The following is a 19,415-nucleotide window of genomic DNA, read 5'->3' as shown; positions in this document are numbered from 1 at the left end:
TCCCCAATGAAAGCCGTGCTCACCCGTGTCACGCAGGCCTCCGTTACCGTCGACGGTGAGACCGTCGGAGCCATCGACTGCCCCGACACCGGCGGGATTCTCGCCCTCGTCGGAGTCGGCAACAACGACGCTGACGACGCCTGGGAGACCATGGTGCGCAAAATCGCCGAACTGCGCATTCTCGACGGCGAAGTATCCGCCGAGGACGCAGGCGCACCCGTCCTCCTCGTCAGCCAATTCACGCTCATGGGACGCACCAAAAAAGGCCGCCGCCCGTCGTGGTCCGACGCCGCTCCGGGCGACGTCGCCGAACCCGTCATCGCGAAGATCGCGGCCGGTTTGCGCGAGCGCGGAATCCATGTCGAAGAAGGCCGTTTCGGGGCAATGATGGAGGTCGCGTCGGTCAACTCCGGACCGTTTACCGTAACTGTTGAAAGCTAAACGCAACCTGCTAAAGTCCCAATCACGGCAACCGCGCATCCGCTCCCCATACCAGACCCGCAGATGAGCTGCACGAATGCACGCAAAAGCGGCAGGGTCTTACCGCGGGAACAATCTGCTCTTGTCCGGCGTTAGAACGATAGATTCGCAAGACTTGAAGGAGCTTTCATCCATGACTCAGCCCAATGTGGATCATGTCGATGACAATGAAGAAAAGGTCGACCGCGGAAGCCGGCGCAATCAGACGAATGACAACCCTTCCGCCGACCTCGTGCGCGTCTATCTCAACGGCATCGGCAAGACCGCATTGCTGAACGCTGAGGAAGAAGTCGAACTCGCCCAACAGATCGAAGTCGGGCTGTACTCCCAGCACCTCCTCGACGACCCTGAGGTAGAACTCACCCGCGCCAAGCGCCGCGACCTGAAGATTCTGGCAAAGGAAGGCCGCAAGGCACGCTCCCACCTCCTGGAAGCCAACCTGCGCCTCGTCGTCTCCTTGGCCAAGCGCTACACCGGCCGCGGCATGCCGCTGCTGGATCTCATCCAGGAAGGCAACCTCGGCCTCATCCGCGCGATGGAGAAATTCGACTACACCAAGGGCTTCAAGTTCTCCACGTACGCCACCTGGTGGATCCGCCAGGCAATCACCCGCGGCATGGCGGACCAGTCGCGCACGATCCGCCTCCCAGTCCACCTGGTCGAGCAGGTCAATAAGCTCTCCCGCATCCGCCGCGAGATGTACCAGTCCCTCGGCCGCGAACCAACGAACGAGGAGCTGTCGGAAGAGTCCGGCATCGAAGAATCCAAGATCGAAATGCTGCTGCGTCAGTCCCGTGACCCGGTGAGCTTGGACATGCCCGTCGGCGCCGACGAGGAAGCCCCGTTGGGCGACTTCATTGAGGATGCTGAGGCCGCAGACGCTGAAGACGCCGTTGTCTCCGTGCTGCGCCACGATGACATCAACGACATCATCGGCGGACTCGAGCAGCGCGAACAGGATGTCATCCGCCTGCGTTACGGCCTCGACGACGGTGTGCCGCGCACGCTCGACCAGATCGGCCGCAAATTCGGCCTCTCCCGCGAGCGCGTCCGCCAGATCGAACGCGAAGTAATGAGCAAGCTGCGCGTCGGCGACCGCGCCGACCGCCTGCGCGACTACGCACAGTAGAGCCTCTGACCTGAACGCACCGCCCAAACGGCGGTGCGTTCTGGGTTACTATGTGCTCTAGTCATAAACCGCCGTGTGTAAGGATTGAAGGAAGTCTGAAGTGAGAGATCTCGTAGACACCACCGAAATGTACCTGCGCACGGTCTACGAGCTTGAGGAAGAAGGCATCATTCCGCTTCGCGCTCGCATCGCCGAGCGCCTGGACCAGTCCGGCCCCACCGTCTCCCAGACCGTGGCGCGCATGGAGCGCGACGGCCTCATCGTGGTCGAATCGGACCGTTCCCTTTCCCTGACCGAACGCGGCCGCGAACTGGCCACCTCCGTCATGCGCAAGCACCGCCTCGCCGAGTGCCTGCTCACCGACGTCCTGAATCTGGATTTGAGCCAGGTTCACGCCGAGGCCTGCCGCTGGGAGCACGTCATGAGCGAAGACGTGGAACGCCAAATGCTCCGGGTGCTCGACGACCCGACGCGCTCGCCATTCGGCAATCCCATTCCCGCTCTTGACGAGCTTGGCTACACCGCGGCGACGGAAGAAGACCTCGGGGTACGCGCCAGCGATCTCGAGGTCTCCGAGCCGGTCCACGTGGAGATCGTGCAGATCAACGAAATCCTCCAGCTCGATTCCGAGCACTATTCGTCGATCTGCCGCTTCGGCATCGCCCGCGGAGCACATGTCACTCTCGAGCGCAACGATAATGGCTCACTGTCGCTCGTCACCGAGTCCGGTTCCCGCGTGAACCTCGCACCGGACCTCGAGCACGCGCTTCGCGTCATCCCTGTCCATGGGTAGCAGCTAGGCTGACTAAACGTACTAGCCTCCAACCCTGAAAGAGGGAAATTCATGTCCCGTCTCGTCGTCACCGGCGGCGCCGGCTACGTCGGCAGCGTCTGCTCGAAGGTCCTCATGGAAGCGGGCCACACGGTCACCATCGTCGATAATTTTTCGACCGGCAACCGCGATGCCGTGCCCGAGGGCGCCACGCTCGTCGAGGGCGATATCAACGACGTCATCGACGACGTGCTTTCCGACGGCCCCGTCGATGGCGTCCTCCACTTCGCCGCCCGGTCGCTAGTCGGCGAGTCCGTGGAAAAGCCCGACGAATACTGGCGCGACAACGTGGGCACCACGCTGACGTTGCTGAACTCCATGCGCGCTCATAACGTGACCAACCTCGTGTTCTCCTCCACCGCCGCGACGTACGGTGAACCGGAGCGCGTCCCGATCACCGAGGACATGCCCACTGCCCCGACGAATGCCTACGGCGCGACAAAGCTGGCCATCGACTATGCCATCACCTCCTATGCCGCCGCATTCGGACTGGGTGCAACGAGTTTGCGTTACTTCAACGTGGCAGGTGCTTACGGTGGCCTCGGCGAGAACCATGCGACGGAGACCCACTTGATTCCGTTGGTGCTCCAGGTGGCGCAGGGCAAACGCGAGAAGATCTTCATGTACGGCGACGACTGGCCTACCGCTGACGGCACCTGCGTGCGCGACTACATCCACATCCGCGACCTCGCCGACGCACACCTGCTCGCCCTGCAATCCAATACGCCAGGCAAGCACCGCATTTTCAATCTCGGTTCCGGCGACGGCTATTCCGTCAAGGAAGTCATCGAGGCGTGCCGACGCGTGACCGGTCACCCTATTCCCGCGGACATCGCTCCCCGGCGCGCTGGCGATCCAGCAACGCTGATCGCGTCCTCCCAGCGCGCGAAGGACGAACTTGGATGGACTCCCACCCGCACCGACCTCGACCAGATCGTGGCGGACGCATGGGAGTACACCCAGTCCCGTTAGCTACGCGCTGGCCGCCTGGTCCCCGTAATCCTCGTCGGGATCGTCGAAATCATCGGCTTCGTCATCGTCGCGGCCGAGATCGTTGAATTCGTCGCCGTCGCCTTCGGCGGCGTTTCCGATGATGTGCGCGCACGCCAATTCGCACCCTTGCAGAATCGTGGTGACGAGGTGCTGCTGCTGGCCGGCGGCGAGAATCTCTTGGCAGATCGCTGACATGGAGTGCCTGGGCATGTCCTCCTGCGCAGTCGCCAGCGCCGCAGACGCCCAGGAAGACAAGCCCTTGCTAATGGCGACGATCGCCCACAAGCTCAGCGCATTCGCACGGATCACACCATCGAATGTCCGGGCCACGGCAAGCAGAGCCGCCGCTGATTGCTCGGGGTACCGCACCGCGGTGCCGATAATGCAGTCCCGCAGCATCGAGCGCGACAACACCGTCACGAGCGCGAAAAGATCGTCGGTGTCTGAGAAAACGCTGTCCAGGCTCGGTCGTCCGTCTGAAGCGATGAGTGGCTGAGCCGGGGCGTTGCGCAGCGCGGCCATTGCTTCCCGCACATATTCGCCAGGGGTGGACGCGCCGCGGTCGATCTGGCGGCGCAGTGCATCGGCACACAAACGCGCCTCCCGGATGAACGCCGCGACCTCAATGTTGTCCCCGCCGAGCGTCACCCATCCCGTGTGGGAGTCCTGCTCGAAGTACTCGAATGTGTCGGAACGGTTCAACGCCGGCAGGATCCCGTTGTCGCGCCACGCGCGCATCGCCGGCGAGTTGACCACAGACGCCACCGTGCCGCGGTCCCATTTCAGTTCGGGCCAGTTCCGGTTCATGTCTTCCGGGTCGGGCCCGAAGACCATCTCGTACGGGGTGCCCTGGGCGATTTCGGAGACGTGCCACAATACGTCGATAAGCGGTTCGCCGCCTGGACGCGTCAGCTCTTCCAGTCCGTGGGCGGCACTGGTCGCGAGTTCACCGAGCGGCGTCCTGGTCACCATGACGCCGAGGAAGGCGACGCAGCGCTCCACCGGCGCCGTCTCCAAGAAGCTGCCCAACTGGCCGGCGTGCGAGAGATCCGCCCTCATCACCGGCCCCAGCATGAGCTCCCCACCTTTCACGTCGTCCGGGACGAGACCGATCACGACGACGGATTCCTGCGGGTAATAGCCGAGCGTGCCGGGAATGGTCGCGATGATGGTCGCCGGGTCGTCCACGGAACCGATGTCGTCGGTCCACGGATCGAAATTCGGGTTGTTCGAGTTTGTCGGTTTCTGTTGTCCTGAGAATGAATGTGTCATGCCCTATTGGACTTTCCCACCCCCCGGATCGGTTCCCAGGAAAGCAGAACTGGGGAGCGCGGCGGGGGTGCGTCGATAAGCGAAGCTGTGCTTTCCCGGACAATGCGGGACGTGCGTTACCGCCTATCGCGTGGGGTCCGTAAGGTGGGAATGAAACCTAACGCCCGCGGTGTTGTACCGGGTGTTAGTTCACAAGAAGGAGGATGTCACACACATGACGTCAGACGATCAGCGGCACATGTACGAGCTGGAGTACCCGGCTCCCGCCGTGGAAGACGGCGCGTCCTCTGGCCCCACCCTCATCGTGGCCATGCAGGGCTACGCCGACGCGGGGCACGCCGTCGAGGGCGCGGCCGGGCATCTGAAGGACGCGCTCGATTCGCGCACGCTCGCAACGTTCAACAACGACGAGCTCATTGACTACCGCTCGCGCCGCCCCATGGTGACGCTGAGCCAGCACGAGATCAGCGACGTCGACGACATTGACCTAGACATCCGCGTGCTGCGCGATTCCAAGGGCGAGTCCTTCCTGCTGCTGTCCGGCCCAGAGCCGGATCTGCGCTGGGAGGCGTTCTCGAAATCGGTGGCGGATCTCGCCGACCGCTTCAACGTGGACAAGACCATCTGCCTTTACGCCGCGCCGATGGGTGCGCCGCACACGCGTCCGCTCGTCGTGTCCGCACACGGCAACGACCGCGAGCTCGTCGGGAAGATGTTCACGTTCGACGGCATGGTGTCCGTTCCAGGCGCCGCCGCCGTGATGATCGAGCGAGAGCTGCACTCCCGCGGCCGTCGCGTCGCCGGCTACACCGCGCACGTGCCGCACTACGTCGCGTCTTCGCCGTACCCGCAGGCTGTCTACCAGTTGCTGCAATCCGTTTCGGATACGTCGAACCTGAAGTTCCCGCTGGGCGCGATCGAGCGCGACATGGAGCGCGTCGCGCAGCAGCTCGCCGAGCAGACAAATAATTCCGAGGAGATCGCCAACGTCGTCGGCCAGCTCGAGCAGCACTACGACTCGGAGATGGCGTCCTACCGCAAGAAGAACCCGCAGAAGATGATGCCGGGCGAGGCGCAGGTGCCCAGCGGCGAGGAGATCGGCGCGGCATTCGAGAATTTCCTCGCGGCCATCGACGACCGCGATAGGACGCTCGGCCCGGGCGACGACATCGATATGCCGGACGACGACGAGTAGTCGCGCGCCTTTAGTACCGTGGGTGAGGTGACTTCCAACGCCTCAGCACCGACGCTCGGAGATTCCATTGCGGATCTCGAGAACGTCCCGAGCACGCTTATCGACGACGCAGTCTGGGACTCTTTCACCTCCTGGACCTCCTCGCGCGGGATCTCGCTGTATCCGGCGCAGGAGGAAGCGTCGCTGGCTCTGTTGTCCGGTGACAATGTCATCTTGGCCACGCCCACTGGGTCCGGTAAGTCGATGGTGGCTAACGCTGCGCACTTCATCGCCATGGCGCGCGGCCAGCGGTCTTTCTACACCGCACCGATCAAGGCGCTGGTGAGCGAGAAATTCTTCTCCCTGTGCGAGATCTTCGGCCCGGAGAATGTCGGCATGATGACCGGCGATGCCACCGTCAACGGCGATGCCCCGATCATTGCGGCTACTGCTGAGATCGTGGCCAATATCGCGCTGCGTGAGGGCGCCAAATCCGACATCCGCCAAGTCGTGATGGACGAGTTCCACTACTACTCCGAGCCCGAGCGTGGCTGGGCGTGGCAGGTGCCGCTGCTGGAGTTGCCAAAGGCGCAGTTCTTGCTCATGTCGGCGACCTTGGGCGACACGAAGTGGCTCGAAGACGACCTGACCCGCCGTACGGGCCGCACAACTACTTATGTCGGCGGCTCCGAGCGCCCCGTGCCGCTGGACTTCCACTATGTGTTCACGCCCGTCCACGACACCATTGAAGAGCTGCTTGCCGACGGTAAGGCGCCCATCTACGTCGTGCATTTCTCCCAGCGTGAGGCGACGGAGCGCGCGCAAGCGCTCACGTCGATGTCCATCATTTCGGCGGAGGAAAAAGAAGCGATCCGCGACGCCATCGGCGATTTCCGCTTCACCACCACCTTCGGCAAGACACTGTCGAAGCTGCTGCGCCGCGGCATTGGCATCCACCACGCGGGCATGCTGCCGAAATACCGGCGCCTGGTGGAGCGTCTCGCCCAGGCGGGCCATTTGAAGGTCATTTGCGGAACGGACACGCTCGGTGTGGGCATCAATGTGCCGATCCGTACCGTGCTCATGACCGGGCTGGCGAAATTCGACGGCACGAAGCAGCGCATCGTGAAATCCCGCGAATTCCACCAGATCGCCGGACGCGCGGGCCGCGCCGGTTACGACACGGAAGGCACCGTCGTCGTCGAAGCGCCGGAGCACGAAATCGAGAATGTGAAACTCCGCCGCAAGGCCGGCGACGACCCGAAGAAACTGAAGAAGATCCGCAAGAAGGCCCCGCGCGACGGCGAAGTCTCGTGGTCGGAGAAGACGTTCAACCGGCTCACTGAAGCTGAGCCCGAGGAGCTGACCAGCCAATTCACTGTGTCGAACTCGATGCTGCTCAACGTCGTCGCACGTCCCGGCGACGGTTACGAGCACATGAAGCACTTGCTGCGAGACAACCACGACACCCGCGCCAAGCAGAACCGCGACATTCTCACCGCCGTCGATCTCTTCCGCGGGCTCATCGCCGCCGAGGTCGTCGAGCGCACACCTGATTCTCCCGCGTTCCGCCCGTACACGCTGACTGCGGAGCTCGACCGGGACTTCGCGCTCAACCAGCCGCTGTCGCCGTTCGCGCTCGCGTTTTTGACGTTGCTTGACCCAGCCTCGGAAACCTACGACTTGGACGTCATCTCCACATTCGAGGCGATTCTCGACGATCCGCGCCAGCTCCTCCAGGCCCAGCAATCCGCGGCGCGCGGCGAGGAAATCGCCGCACTCAAGACCGACGGCGTCGACTACACCGAACGCATGGCGCTCATCGAGGACGTCACCTACCCGCAGCCGCTGCGCGACGAGCTCGAGGACGCCTACGAGACCTTCGTGCACGGCAATCCGTGGGCGAAAGAATTCGACCTCTCCCCCAAATCGGTCGTGCGCGACATGATCGAGCACGCGATGACATTCTCCGACGTCATCGCCACATACGGTCTCGCCCGCAGCGAAGGCGTCGTCCTGCGCTACCTCACCGACGCATGGCGCACGCTGTCGCATTCCATCCCCGACGCGTACATGACAGAGCGTCTCGACGACATCATCGTGTGGCTCGGCGAGCTCATCCGCCAGGTCGATTCATCGCTTATCGACGAATGGGCCCACATGGCCGACGAGAACACCCCCATCAGCCGCGACGATCTGGAACGCGAACTGGCCTTCGGCGTGGAAGATCCGACCGCTCTGACCGCCAATCGCCGAGCCTTCACCATCATGGTGCGCAATTATTTCTTCCGCATGATCGAGCTTTTCGCATTCGAGAAGGAAAAAGAGCTCGCCGACATGCTCGACTACATGGAGCTGGCCGACCAGCCCGACTGGCCTGCACTCATGGACGATTATTTCGACGACTACGACGACGTCGACTTGGACGCCGATGCCCGCGGACCCGAGTACTTCGTGCTGGCCGACACGGACTCCCGCAGCTGGACTGTCACTCAGATCGTCAAAGACCCTGAAGGCGACAATTCTTTCCAATTGCACGGCACCGTTGACCTCGATGCTTCCGATGCCGCCGGCGAAGTCCGGCTGAGCTCTCTTGAAATGCGCCATTAAGTATTTCTGCTATTTTCCCGCACCAACCTATTAATCCTTGTAGTTTTTGAAGATATGAGTAATAAGGAGTACCGCCCGACGCTGGCTCAGATCCGCACCTTCGTGACCATTGCCGAACACCGGCACTTCGGCACGGCGGCCAGCCATCTGCAGATCTCCCAGCCATCCCTGTCCCAGGCACTCGTCGCCTTGGAATCCGGCTTGGGAATCCAGCTCATCGAGCGCTCGACGCGCAAAGTCATCGTCACCCCCGTCGGCGAACGCCTCCTCCCCTACGCCCAAGCCACGCTCGAAGCCGCCGAGTTCTTCGTGCAGCACTCCCGCGGTGCCCAAGGCATTCTCAACGGGCAACTCACGCTCGGCATCATCCCCACCATCGCGCCGTACCTACTGCCAGAGTTTCTGTGCCTCGTCCAAGAGCGCTACCCGGACCTCGAACCGAAAGTCGTCGAGGAGACGACCCCGGCGCTCATGGAGCAACTGCGCAACGGCCAGCTCGACGCCGCACTCATCGCCTTTCCGTCCGGCACGACCGGCCTCGACGAAATTCCCCTCTACACCGAGGATTTCGCCATCGCCGTGAACGAAAACAACGGCCTCGCTGGCCGCAGCGACGTCGCGCTCGCCGAACTCGATGCTCTCGACATGCTCCTCATGGACGACGGCCACTGCCTGCGCGACCAGATCATGGACCTGTGCCGCACCGCCAACCTCGACGTAGCCGGAATGACCGAATCCGTCACCCGCGCGTCCTCACTGACCACCATCATCCAGCTCGTCGCCGCCGGTTACGGCGCCACGCTTCTCCCTATCTCCGCCGTCCCCGTCGAATGCGCTCGCCCCAACGTCGCTGTCGCGCACTTCGCCGACGATGTCACCGCCTCACGCGACATCGGACTCGTGCACCGCTCATCGTCCACGCGCACCGAGGAATTCACTGCCCTCGGGGAGCTGATTGCGGAAGCGTTCCACGCGACCGTCGATAAGCGCGCATAGCCACCGCACGACGGCTGCTCGCACGCGGGTAGACTCGCGCGTTGACTATGACGAACCCTGAACTCACCCGCGACGAGCTCTACCGCCGCCTCGACGAGCTGCCCATCGCCAGCGTCCGGCGTTTCAAGCGGCGCCTGAAAAAGGCGCGTTCTCCGCACGCGCTTGGCCAGATCAGCGCTGACATGGACGCAGAGGCGGGGAAAGTAGCGGACGTCGATAAGCATGTCCCCGCGATCGAGTACCCCGAATCCCTCCCTGTCTCCGCGCGGCGCGACGACATCATGGAGCTCATCCGCGACAACCAGGTCGTCGTCATCGCTGGTGAGACCGGCTCCGGCAAAACCACGCAGATCCCGAAGATGCTCCTCGAGCTCGGGCGCGGACGCCGCGGCCTGATCGGCCACACCCAGCCGCGCCGTATCGCCGCGCGCACCGTTGCCGAACGCATCGCCCACGAGCTCGGCCAAGACATCGGCGAGACCGTCGGCTACGCCATCCGCTTCGACGACCGCGTTACCGACACCACCGCCGTCAAACTCATGACCGACGGCATCCTCCTCGCCGAAATGCAGCGCGACCGGTACCTCAACGCCTACGACACGATCATCATCGACGAGGCCCACGAGCGGTCGCTCAATATCGACTTCCTCCTCGGCTACCTCAAACGCCTGCTGCCCGCGCGGCCCGACCTGAAGGTGATCATCACCTCCGCGACCATCGACCCCGAGCGCTTCGCCGCGCACTTCGCTGACGCTTCCGGCGAACCCGCGCCCATCATCGAAGTCTCCGGGCGCACCTACCCGGTGGAAATCCGCTACCGGCCGCTGGAGACGGAAGTGGCCGCCAAGGACGGCAGCACCAAGGTCGTCGACATCGACATGCTCGACGGGCTTATCGACGCACTGAAAGAACTCATGCGCGAAGGCGACGGCGACATCTTGTGCTTCTTCGCCTCCGAGCGCGATATCCGCGACGCGATGGAAGTCATCGAGAAACAGCACTGGCGCGGCGTCGAAGTCACTCCCCTGTTCGGCCGCCTGTCCAATGCCGAGCAGCACCGCGTGTTCTCACCGCACTCCGGCCGCCGCATCGTGCTGGCCACCAATATCGCCGAGACATCGCTGACCGTGCCGGGCATCCACTATGTCGTGGACACCGGCCTTGCGCGCATCTCGCGGTATTCCACCCGCACCAAGGTCCAGCGTCTCCCTATCGAGGAGATCTCGCAGGCCAGCGCCAATCAGCGTTCCGGTCGCTCGGGTCGCACCGCCGACGGCATCGCCATCCGCCTCTACTCCGAAGACAATTTCAAAGCGCGCCCCGAATTCACTGACCCGGAGATTCTGCGCACTAACCTGGCCAGCGTCATCCTCCAGATGATCAATCTGCGGCTCGGCGATATCTCCGAATTCCCCTTCGTGCAGCCGCCCGAACCCAAAGCAGTCCGCGACGGCCTCCTGCTCCTCCACGAGCTCGGCGCCATCAAAGACTCGCGCGACCACGCTGAACCTGTGCTGACCGGTGTCGGCCGCGACATCGCACGCATTCCCGTCGACCCGCGCATGGCGCGCATGCTCGTCGAAGCTGACCGGCTCGGTGTGCTCCGTGACGTGACCATCATCGTCGCCGCCATGACCATTCAGGACGTCCGCGAACGCCCCCTGGAATACCAGGCGCAGGCTGACCAAGCACACGCCCGCTTCAAGGACACCTCCTCCGACTTCCTCGCGTCTTTGAACCTCTGGGACTACATCAAAGACTCCCGCGACGAACTGTCCGGCAACGCCTTCCGCAAACGCATGAAGAAGGAATTCCTCCACTACATGCGCATCCGCGAGTGGTTCGACCTTGTGCGCCAGCTCCGCGACGCTGAAGCGCAGCTCGGGTGGAAGAATGTCTCGTCCGCCGTCGATGCTGCCGACCGCGACACCAACGCGATCCATCAGTCGCTACTTACCGGTCTGCTGTCCAATATCGGTGCCCGCGACGGAAACTCCAAGGAATTCAAGGGTGCCCGCGGGACCCGCTTCATGGTTTTCCCGGGTTCCTCGCTGGCGAAGAAACCGCCGGAATTCGTCATGGCGGCCGAGCTCGTCGAGACGTCGCGCCTCTGGGCGCGCGATGTCGCCGCGATCGATCCCTCCTGGGTGGAAAAGATCGCCCGCGACCTTCTCAAGCACTCCTATTCTGAACCGGTGTGGTCGCAGAAGCGCGCCGCGCCGATGGTGCACCAGAAGTCGATGCTCTACGGAGTCACCGTCGTCGCTGACCGCTTGGTCCCGTACCACCGCGTCGACATGGAGGCTGCCCGCGACCTGTTCATCCGCCACGCGCTTATCGACGGCGAATGGAATGCTCACCATAAGTTCTTGAAGCACAACGCGGCTCTGCTCGAAGAAGCCGCTGCCGTCGAGGAAAAGGTGCGCCGCCGCGGCATCGTCGTCGATGAAGACACCCTGTTCGACTTCTACGACCAGCGCGTCTCCGACGACATCGGCACCGGCCGCCACTTCGACGCATGGTGGAAGAAGAAGCGCCAGCACGACGCGTCCTTCCTCGACTTCGACCCCGAGGCATTGCTTAACGACGCCTCCGCCGACGCCGGCGACACCGCCTTCCCCGACACTTGGCGCCACGGCTCCATCGACTACGACCTCCAGTACAAATTCGAGCCCGGCGACCCCTTCGACGGTGTGACGGTGCTCGTCCCCGTTCCTCTCCTCGCGGGACTCGAAGACACCGGTTTCGACTGGCTCGTGCCCGGACTACGCGAGGAACTGGTCACCGAACTCATCCGCTCTCTTCCGAAAGCACTGCGCAAAACGGTTGTCCCTGCCCCGGAATTCGCCGACCGGGCGATGGGCAAGCTCGTTCCGTTCGAAGCCCCCATCACCGAACAGCTCGCCGACGTGCTGCAGTCCCTCGGCGGCCACGGCATCAATGGGTCCGACTTCCGACCCAATGCGCTGCCGGCGCACCTCACGATGACCTTCGCTGCCGTCGACCGCCGCGGAAAAATCATCGATCACGACAAGAGCCTCATCGCTCTCAAAAACCGCCAGGCTGGCCACATCACGTCTTCTGTAGCCAAGGCGACGAAAAAAGCGGAATCCGACTCCGCCAGAGACTGGACTGCCGATACCCTCGGCGACGTGCCTGAAACCGTCACCACGACGATCGAAGGCAACGATGTCGATGCGTATCCCGCTCTGGAAGCGACTGCCGACGGCGTCCGCGTCAAGGTCTTCCCCACCAAGGCTGCCGCCGATGCCTCCATGATGACGGCCACGCTGACTATGCTGATGCGCCAGATCCCCGTCAACGTTTCCCAGATGACGAAGGGGTTGCCGTTGCGGCAGCGTGTGGCCGTGGATAAGTATCCCCACGGTGGTGCCGCTGGACTCGTCGAAGATGCGCGCGTGGCCGCAATCCGCGACCTCATGATGAAAAATGGCGGCCCCGTGCGCACTCCCGACGAATTCAAGACACTGCTGGGCGCGGTCAAACCCCAGGTTCCTGGTGCTGTTCGCCGCTCCGTCGTCGCACTCGCCGGCGGAATCGTCGAATACGTCAACATCGCCGCCGAAATCGACAAGTGGGACGGCCCCGCCATCGACGACATCAAGCAGCAAATGCGCTTCCTGCTGCCGAAGAACGCGATCACGATTCACGGCACCGAGAATCTCCAGCACCTGCCGCGCTATATGTCGGCGATCCAAGCGCGTCTCGACGACATGAACCTCGACCCCGACCGCGATGCCGACCGCCAATCCGTTATCGATGACGTCAAAGCGTACCGCGATGCCAAGCTCCAACGCCTGCCCGCTAACCGCGCAAAATCCCGGGCAGTCAAAGACATCAATTGGCGAATCCAAGAACTGCGTGTGAGCCTGTTCGCCCAGCGTCTGGGCACTGCGAAGCCGGTGAGTCCGCGGCGCATCGAGAAGATGATCGACAAGCTCTAGCTACGCTTCGGGCAGTGGATCATCCCGAGCCGTTCGCTAGAGCTCGTCCATCCCGCGATCCTTGCGACGCATAAGTCGGATCTCCGATTCGAAGTCGTCGGCGCTTTCGAAGGACTTGTACACGGACGCGAAACGCAGGTACGCGACCTCATCCAGCGCGCGCAGCGGCTCCAAGATCGCAAGACCGATTTCATTCGACGGGATCTGGGAGCTGCCGTGGCTGCGCACGATCTCTTCGACTTCCTGCGCGAGTCGCTTCAGCGAGTCATCAGACACGTCGCGACCTTGGCACGCGCGACGCACGCCGACGATGAGCTTGTCGCGGTCGAAGGGCTCGCTGACCCCGTTGCGCTTCACCACCGTCAACACAGCTTTCTCCATGGTGGTGAAACGTCCCCCGCACTCCGTGCATTCGCGACGGCGGCGGATGGCTGCTCCTCCGTCCACGAGACGCGAGTCTGAGACGCGGGAGCTATCATTCTGACAAAAAGGGCAGTGCACGACACTGCATCTTACCCGTTCGCTGCGGCCATATTTTCGCCCCCGGCCCGGCCGAACGGTCCCCCCTGCTTGCTAGCGCTGCGAGACAGCCGCAATCTGGTTACCCGCATCCTGCGGGACGAAGCCGGCATCCCCACCGGAGAACGCTCCGCCGAAAGCCGATCCGACAATCAGGGCCAAACCGAAGAGCGCGCCCATGAGCGCCGCCCCGGTCTTCTCGCGGCGAGTTTCGAAACTATCGGCGCCGCCCTCATCCCTGTCGGAATGGCCGTCCGGGATAGGACCGTATTTTCGATTGGATGATTCCAGCGTTCGAACATGCACCGGCGTGTCATTGCCAGAACGGCGGCGATCCAGGTCCCAGACATCCGCCGGCTGAACGCGTTGCGGCGTCACCTTAGAGAAAGAATCAGTGCTGTTAGTGCGTGCGATGGAGATGGTCATTGTCGTTCCCTTTCTTGTTGTGTGGTTGCGATTCTATGGCCCCGTTGAACCACCGCCGCCACACCGTTCGAGTAGATGTTCGATAGCTTCTATGTTCGATTTATAGCAAGGGTCCGAATTTTTGTCTAGGCGCACGCGAAATATTTCGAACAAATTTGCTCATACGTGGTAAACAGGAGGCAAGGGAACCGAACGCCGGGCAGCGTCGTCGAAGTATGTGAGGGTTTTCACCCACCACACCGCTAACGACGATCACGGAAAGAAAGAGGACGCAGCCAATGCCGAAACGAGAAGACAAGAAGCCTGACCTGAAGTCGTTGACCGAGCGCCAACGTCGCATTCTGGAGGTCATCCAGGATGCGGTGGTGCTCCGGGGCTACCCGCCGAGCATCCGCGAGATCGGGGATGCTGCGGGGCTGCAATCGACGTCCTCGGTGGCATACCAGCTCAAGGAGCTCGAGAAGAAGGGCTTTTTGCGGCGCGACCCGAATAAGCCACGCGCCGTCGACCTGCGCCATCTGCCTGAGACCGCCGGTCGCAAAACCCGCAAGCCGGAGCCGACGCCGGAAGATGCAGCTGCCCCGCGCTACATCCCGGTACTCGGCCAGATAGCAGCAGGCAACCCGATCCTGGCGGAAGAGAATGTGTCGGAGTATTTCCCGCTTCCCGAGGAGCTCGTCGGCGACGGCGATCTCTACCTCCTCCAGGTCGTCGGCGAATCCATGCGCGATGCGGGCATCCTCGACGGGGACTGGGTCGCCGTCCGCACGCAGCCCGTCGCGGAGGAAGGGCAATTCGTCGCCGCGCTTATCGACGGGGAGGCGACCGTCAAGGAATTCCACCAAGACTCCTCCGGTGTGTGGCTTCTGCCCCACAACGAAGCTTTTGCCCCCATTAAGGGCGACGATGCGGAAATCATGGGCCTGGTTGTCTCTGTTTTCCGCCGGCTCTAACCTCCCCGTCCGGGGGTGAATCGGGCACACCCGGACACCCGCTGGCCCGATTGCGTTCTCTTTGTGGGAATAATGGTGCACGAGCGTGAGTGCCTCGCACGCGATGTTCGAGGCCCCGGAAGGAAGTGCCCATGTACGCCGAAGAACGGCGCCGCCAAATCGCGTCCCTGACAGCAGTCGAGGGGCGCGTCAACGTTACCGAACTCTCCGATAAATTCGACGTCACAGCTGAAACAATCCGCCGCGACCTTGCTGTCCTCGACCGCGACGGCATTATTCAGCGCGTGCACGGCGGTGCGGTGTCGAGTCAGTCGTACCTGACCACAGAGCTTCCCTTGGACACCCGCCTCCGCTCGGCGACGACGGCGAAGTCAGCGATCGCGAAAGCCGCGCTGCAGTTTTTGCCTTCCGGCGAAGGGTCGGTCTTCCTCGACGCGGGCACGACGACCAACGTCCTCGCAGGATTGATCAAAGACGCGCCTGGTGCACCGTCATTGTCGTTCGTGACGAATTCTCTGCCGATCGCAGTCGATCTGTCCAGCTCGGGAAAGCTCAACATCCAGTTGCTCGGCGGCACTGTGCGCGCCATTACGCAGGCAGTTGTCGGGGACACAGCGCTTCGCACACTCGCGCTTTTGCGTGCCGACGTCGCGTTCATCGGCACCAATGCCCTCACCGTCGATCACGGCTTATCGACGGCCGACGCCCAGGAAGCGGCAGTGAAATCAGCAATGGTGACCAATGCCCGCAAGGTAGTGGTGCTGTGCGATTCCTCGAAGTTGGGAAGCGATTACCTGGTCAGCTTCGCGGGGCTCGACAGTGTCGACGTCGTTGTCACGGACACCGACGCACCGTCATCCTTCGTCGATGAGCTGACCGAGCTCGGTGTCGACGTGATCCTGGCCGAGTAAGCCCCCTCCCGCACTGGTGCCCCGATTGTTGAGCACAGTCACACAACCGGGCATACTCGGACATAAAGGGACGCGACTCCTCTACCCCCATATTGGAGGAGCTTCACCCTGCGCACGCCAAGGGCCAGGAAGGGACACGCCACGTGATTGTGACATTCACTGCCAACCCGAGCATCGACGTGACAATGTGCGTCAACCGTCTTGAACTCGGCGGAGTACTCCGCGTGACCCGCAGTCTCCGGCAGCCCGGGGGGAAAGGAATCAACGTCGCCAGCGCCATGGTGAAAGCCGGCCGCGACACCGTTGCCATCGCGCCCGCCGCCCAGCACGACCCCTTTGTCGCTCTTACGGCTCGGACTGGTCTCCGACTGCGGACGATTCCGGTCGACGGTGCAGTCCGGACGAATACCACCGTCACCGAAGCCGACGGACGAACGACCAAGCTCAACGAGCCCGGCGCAGCGCTCACGGAGACCGTCATGCGAGCGCTTGAAGCGGAGCTCACTACGGCTGCATCCGCACCGGCGACAAAGGCAGTGGTCCTCGCCGGGTCGCTTCCGCCAGGAGCACCGGCAGACTGGTACCCGACGCTCATCCGCGCTCTGCGCACGACCTGCCCCGAGGTGCTGATCGCTGTTGACACTTCGGACGAACCGCTCAAACAGCTGGGGGAACAGGTGGACGGGGCGGCGCCGGACGTCGTCAAGCCGAATGCTTTTGAGCTCGGTCAACTCTGCGGACGCGACGGTGCCGAGCTCCAACGCCAAGCAGAAAGCGGCTGCTTCGAACGGGTCGCAGATGCCGCGCGGGAGCTCGTCGAAAAGGGCATGAGCGACGTGCTCGTCACTCTCGGCGGCGCCGGCGCATGCCTTGTCACCGCGCACGGCGCATGGCACGCCGCCGCCCCACCCGCGCAGGTGCGCTCCACCGTCGGTGCGGGCGACAGCGCACTGGCAGGCTATGTCCTCGCGCGCCTGAACGGCGCGGATTTCCCCGACGCGCTCCGCCACGCCGTCGCCTACGGCACCGCAGCCGCCGCGAACCCCGGCACTGAAAGCCCCTCCCCGGACGACATCGATCTCGAACGCACCCTAGTGCGCGAACTCTAAGAAAGGCCACACCGTGTCTTCACCTACCATCACCCCGGACCTCGTCCGGCTCGACTGCGACTTCGGGGAAACGCCCGGCGATGTCATCGGACACCTCGCTTCGATCGTTGCGGAGGCAGGACGAACCAACGAGCCGAGCACGCTTGCCGACGCCGCCACCGCCCGCGAAGAGAAAACCGGCACCGGCGTCAACGGCCGCGTGGCAATCCCCCACTGCCGCACCTCCGCGGTGAAAGAACCGACGCTTGCTTTTGCGCGTCTGTCCCGCCCCGTCGATTTCGCAGGCCCAGACGGCGACGCCGAACTCGTTTTCCTCATCGCCGCCCCTGAGGAAGGCGGCAAGGAACACTTGAAGATTCTGTCGAAGTTGGCGCGGGCGCTGGTGCGGGGGGATTTCGTCGATAAGCTGCGCACTGCCGCGACCCCTGCGGACATCGTCGCAGCCGTCGACGAGGTGCTCAGCGCGACGAAGAAGAGCAGCTCGGGCGCAGCATCCGCGCCGAAGAAGCGCATCGTCGCCGTCACGTCGTGCGCAACAGGCATCGCGCACACCTACATGGCCGCCGACGCTCTCGAGCAGGCAGCGCACGGCCGCGACGATGTCGAGCTGCGCATCGAACCTCAGGGGTCATCGGGCGGGGGCCGAGTCGACCAGGAGTTCATCGATTCGGCGGATGCCGTCATCTTCGCCCACGATGTTGCCGTGCGCGACCGGGAGCGCTTCGCGGGCAAACCTGTCGTGGACAGTCCCGTCAAGCGTGGCATCAACGAGCCTAACGCGATGATCGACGAGGCGCTTGCCGCCGCCGACAACCCGCACGCCCGGCGCGTACCCGCCACCGCTGTCGAAACGCGCGGCGACGTCGGCTGGCCGAAGCGTATCCAGCAAGCCGTCATGACGGGTGTGTCCTACATGGTGCCGTTCGTCGCAGCCGGCGGGTTGTTGCTCGCGCTCGGTTTCCTCGTCGGAGGCTACGACGTCGCAGCTGGTTGGCAGGTCATTCCGCTCGAATATTCGCCGACGAATTTGCCGGGCAGCGATGTGCTTATCGACGGAGCCCCCGTCCCCTTCGACCGCTCCGGCTGGGCCTTGTACCTGGGCGCGGTCCTCTTCGCCATCGGGCAGTTGGCAATGCGGTTCGTCGTCGCTGCTCTTTCCGGCTATATCGGCTACGGCCTCGCCGGGCGTCCCGGCATCGCCCCAGGTTTTATCGGCGGCGCTATCTCGGTGATGGTCGGCGCCGGGTTCATCGGCGGTTTGGTCACCGGTCTCCTTGCCGGTCTCATCGCGTACTGGATCGGCTCGTGGAAGGTGCCGCGTTGGCTCGGTTCGCTGATGCCGGTGGTGATCATTCCGCTACTGACTTCGCTGGCCGTGGGTCTACTCATGTTCCTGCTGCTCGGTCGCCCGCTGGGCGCAATCATGACGAGCTTGCAAGCGTGGTTGGAGTCGATGAGCGGCTCGTCGGCAATTCTGCTCGGCGTCATCGTCGGTCTCATGATGTGCTTCGACCTCGGCGGCCCCGTGAACAAGGCTGCCTACCTTTTCGGTACTGCAGGCCTGTCAGCGGGAACCGACGCCGCCTACGAGGTCATGGCTGCTGTCATGATCTCCGGCATGGTCCCGCCGATCGCCCTGTCTGTTGCGACATTCCTCCGCGCAAAGCTTTTCACTCCCGCGGAGCAGGAGAACGGAAAATCAGCGTGGCTGCTCGGCCTGTCGTTCGTGTCCGAGGGTGCGATCCCGTTCGCCGCGGCCGACCCGTTGCGCGTCATTCCGTCGATGATGCTGGGCGGCGCCGCTGCCGGCGCGACCTCGATGGCGCTCGGCGTGGGAGCGAAGGCACCGCACGGCGGCATCTTCGTCATTTTCGCGTATGAGCCGTGGTGGGGCCTTTTCATCGCCCTGGCAGCCGGCGTGGCAGTCGCAGCACTCGCCGTCATCGCCGCCAAGCGCCTGTGGCCCAACAAGACCATTGAGGAGGCAGCGCACAACGCTGTGACTCCCGAACCGACACCGACACCGTCAGCCTCCGCCGCGTAACC

Annotated in this window: 15 protein-coding genes; 12 read left to right on the top strand and 3 right to left on the bottom strand. The window is 63.4% G+C overall.

Annotated elements, in window-relative coordinates; translation table 11 throughout:
* The first annotated feature begins 6 nt into the window (after positions 1 to 6).
* From dtd to galE, 4 genes are all read left to right on the top strand, one after another.
* Positions 7 to 441 (top strand): D-aminoacyl-tRNA deacylase, encoded by a 435-nt coding sequence (gene dtd, locus ACUY2Y_RS07680; protein WP_448325493.1) that lies wholly within the window; start codon positions 7 to 9, stop codon positions 439 to 441.
* A 172-nt stretch (positions 442 to 613) separates the two neighbouring features.
* The gene (locus ACUY2Y_RS07675; RefSeq protein WP_210574257.1) at positions 614 to 1,609 is read left to right on the top strand and encodes a sigma-70 family RNA polymerase sigma factor; all 996 of its coding nucleotides are present in this window, start codon (positions 614 to 616) and stop codon (positions 1,607 to 1,609) included.
* A gap of 100 nt (positions 1,610 to 1,709) precedes the next feature.
* Positions 1,710 to 2,402: an iron dependent repressor, metal binding and dimerization domain protein gene (locus tag ACUY2Y_RS07670; protein ID WP_448325492.1), complete on the top strand. Its 693-nt coding sequence runs from the start codon at positions 1,710 to 1,712 to the stop codon at positions 2,400 to 2,402.
* 51 nt (positions 2,403 to 2,453) lie between these two features.
* The gene (gene galE / locus ACUY2Y_RS07665) at positions 2,454 to 3,413 is read left to right on the top strand and encodes a UDP-glucose 4-epimerase GalE (protein WP_448325491.1); all 960 of its coding nucleotides are present in this window, start codon (positions 2,454 to 2,456) and stop codon (positions 3,411 to 3,413) included.
* Here galE and ACUY2Y_RS07660 read toward each other — a convergent pair whose 3' ends face one another.
* On the bottom strand, positions 3,414 to 4,706 hold the full coding sequence (locus tag ACUY2Y_RS07660; RefSeq protein WP_448325490.1) for a DUF4192 domain-containing protein: 1,293 nt from the start codon (positions 4,704 to 4,706) through the stop codon (positions 3,414 to 3,416).
* Positions 4,707 to 4,920: 214 nt separating this feature from the next.
* Here ACUY2Y_RS07660 and ACUY2Y_RS07655 point away from each other — a divergent pair, with 214 nt between their 5' ends.
* From ACUY2Y_RS07655 to hrpA, 4 genes are read left to right on the top strand one after another with little or no spacing between them, the layout of a single operon-like run.
* Positions 4,921 to 5,901: a PAC2 family protein gene (locus ACUY2Y_RS07655; RefSeq protein WP_448325489.1), complete on the top strand. Its 981-nt coding sequence runs from the start codon at positions 4,921 to 4,923 to the stop codon at positions 5,899 to 5,901.
* A gap of 27 nt (positions 5,902 to 5,928) precedes the next feature.
* Positions 5,929 to 8,490: a DEAD/DEAH box helicase gene (locus tag ACUY2Y_RS07650; protein ID WP_448325488.1), complete on the top strand. Its 2,562-nt coding sequence runs from the start codon at positions 5,929 to 5,931 to the stop codon at positions 8,488 to 8,490.
* Between the two features lie 54 nt (positions 8,491 to 8,544).
* On the top strand, positions 8,545 to 9,486 hold the full coding sequence (locus ACUY2Y_RS07645) for a LysR substrate-binding domain-containing protein (protein ID WP_448325487.1): 942 nt from the start codon (positions 8,545 to 8,547) through the stop codon (positions 9,484 to 9,486).
* A gap of 47 nt (positions 9,487 to 9,533) precedes the next feature.
* A complete protein-coding gene (gene hrpA, locus ACUY2Y_RS07640; RefSeq protein WP_448325486.1) occupies positions 9,534 to 13,451 on the top strand; it encodes an ATP-dependent RNA helicase HrpA in 3,918 nt (1,305 codons plus the stop codon).
* 36 nt (positions 13,452 to 13,487) lie between these two features.
* Here hrpA and nrdR read toward each other — a convergent pair whose 3' ends face one another.
* Both nrdR and ACUY2Y_RS07630 read right to left on the bottom strand, forming a co-directional pair.
* Entirely contained in the window at positions 13,488 to 13,952 is a 465-nt protein-coding gene (gene nrdR / locus ACUY2Y_RS07635) for a transcriptional regulator NrdR (RefSeq protein ID WP_210574246.1), read from the bottom strand.
* Positions 13,953 to 14,024: 72 nt separating this feature from the next.
* On the bottom strand, positions 14,025 to 14,396 hold the full coding sequence (locus ACUY2Y_RS07630) for a hypothetical protein (protein WP_448325485.1): 372 nt from the start codon (positions 14,394 to 14,396) through the stop codon (positions 14,025 to 14,027).
* Positions 14,397 to 14,674: 278 nt separating this feature from the next.
* On the opposite strand from ACUY2Y_RS07630, the gene lexA reads away from it, so the two are divergent.
* The 4 genes from lexA to ACUY2Y_RS07610 all read left to right on the top strand — a co-directional run bounded on the left by lexA (position 14,675) and on the right by ACUY2Y_RS07610 (position 19,413).
* Positions 14,675 to 15,349, top strand: a complete 675-nt coding sequence (lexA, locus tag ACUY2Y_RS07625) for a transcriptional repressor LexA (RefSeq protein WP_210574243.1) — start codon at positions 14,675 to 14,677, stop codon at positions 15,347 to 15,349.
* Between the two features lie 131 nt (positions 15,350 to 15,480).
* The gene (locus ACUY2Y_RS07620; protein WP_448325484.1) at positions 15,481 to 16,260 is read left to right on the top strand and encodes a DeoR/GlpR family DNA-binding transcription regulator; all 780 of its coding nucleotides are present in this window, start codon (positions 15,481 to 15,483) and stop codon (positions 16,258 to 16,260) included.
* A 143-nt stretch (positions 16,261 to 16,403) separates the two neighbouring features.
* Positions 16,404 to 17,369 (top strand): 1-phosphofructokinase family hexose kinase, encoded by a 966-nt coding sequence (locus ACUY2Y_RS07615; RefSeq protein WP_448325483.1) that lies wholly within the window; start codon positions 16,404 to 16,406, stop codon positions 17,367 to 17,369.
* A gap of 13 nt (positions 17,370 to 17,382) precedes the next feature.
* The gene (locus ACUY2Y_RS07610) at positions 17,383 to 19,413 is read left to right on the top strand and encodes a PTS fructose transporter subunit IIABC (protein ID WP_448325482.1); all 2,031 of its coding nucleotides are present in this window, start codon (positions 17,383 to 17,385) and stop codon (positions 19,411 to 19,413) included.
* The last annotated feature ends 2 nt before the right edge of the window (positions 19,414 to 19,415 follow it).

Source organism: Corynebacterium sp. 20-84 (assembly GCF_053479455.1).
The sequence above is the reverse complement of the archived record's forward strand: the minus strand, read 5'-3'. Positions and strand labels throughout refer to the sequence as shown.

Coding starts and splice junctions, on each gene's coding strand:
- dtd (WP_448325493.1), top strand. CDS start 7: ATGAAAGCCGTGCTCACCCGTGTCACGCAGGCCTCCGTTACCGTCGAC.
- ACUY2Y_RS07675 (WP_210574257.1), top strand. CDS start 614: ATGACTCAGCCCAATGTGGATCATGTCGATGACAATGAAGAAAAGGTC.
- galE (WP_448325491.1), top strand. CDS start 2,454: ATGTCCCGTCTCGTCGTCACCGGCGGCGCCGGCTACGTCGGCAGCGTC.
- ACUY2Y_RS07660 (WP_448325490.1), bottom strand. CDS start 4,706: ATGACACATTCATTCTCAGGACAACAGAAACCGACAAACTCGAACAAC.
- ACUY2Y_RS07655 (WP_448325489.1), top strand. CDS start 4,921: ATGACGTCAGACGATCAGCGGCACATGTACGAGCTGGAGTACCCGGCT.
- ACUY2Y_RS07645 (WP_448325487.1), top strand. CDS start 8,545: ATGAGTAATAAGGAGTACCGCCCGACGCTGGCTCAGATCCGCACCTTC.
- hrpA (WP_448325486.1), top strand. CDS start 9,534: ATGACGAACCCTGAACTCACCCGCGACGAGCTCTACCGCCGCCTCGAC.
- ACUY2Y_RS07630 (WP_448325485.1), bottom strand. CDS start 14,396: ATGACCATCTCCATCGCACGCACTAACAGCACTGATTCTTTCTCTAAG.
- lexA (WP_210574243.1), top strand. CDS start 14,675: ATGCCGAAACGAGAAGACAAGAAGCCTGACCTGAAGTCGTTGACCGAG.
- ACUY2Y_RS07620 (WP_448325484.1), top strand. CDS start 15,481: ATGTACGCCGAAGAACGGCGCCGCCAAATCGCGTCCCTGACAGCAGTC.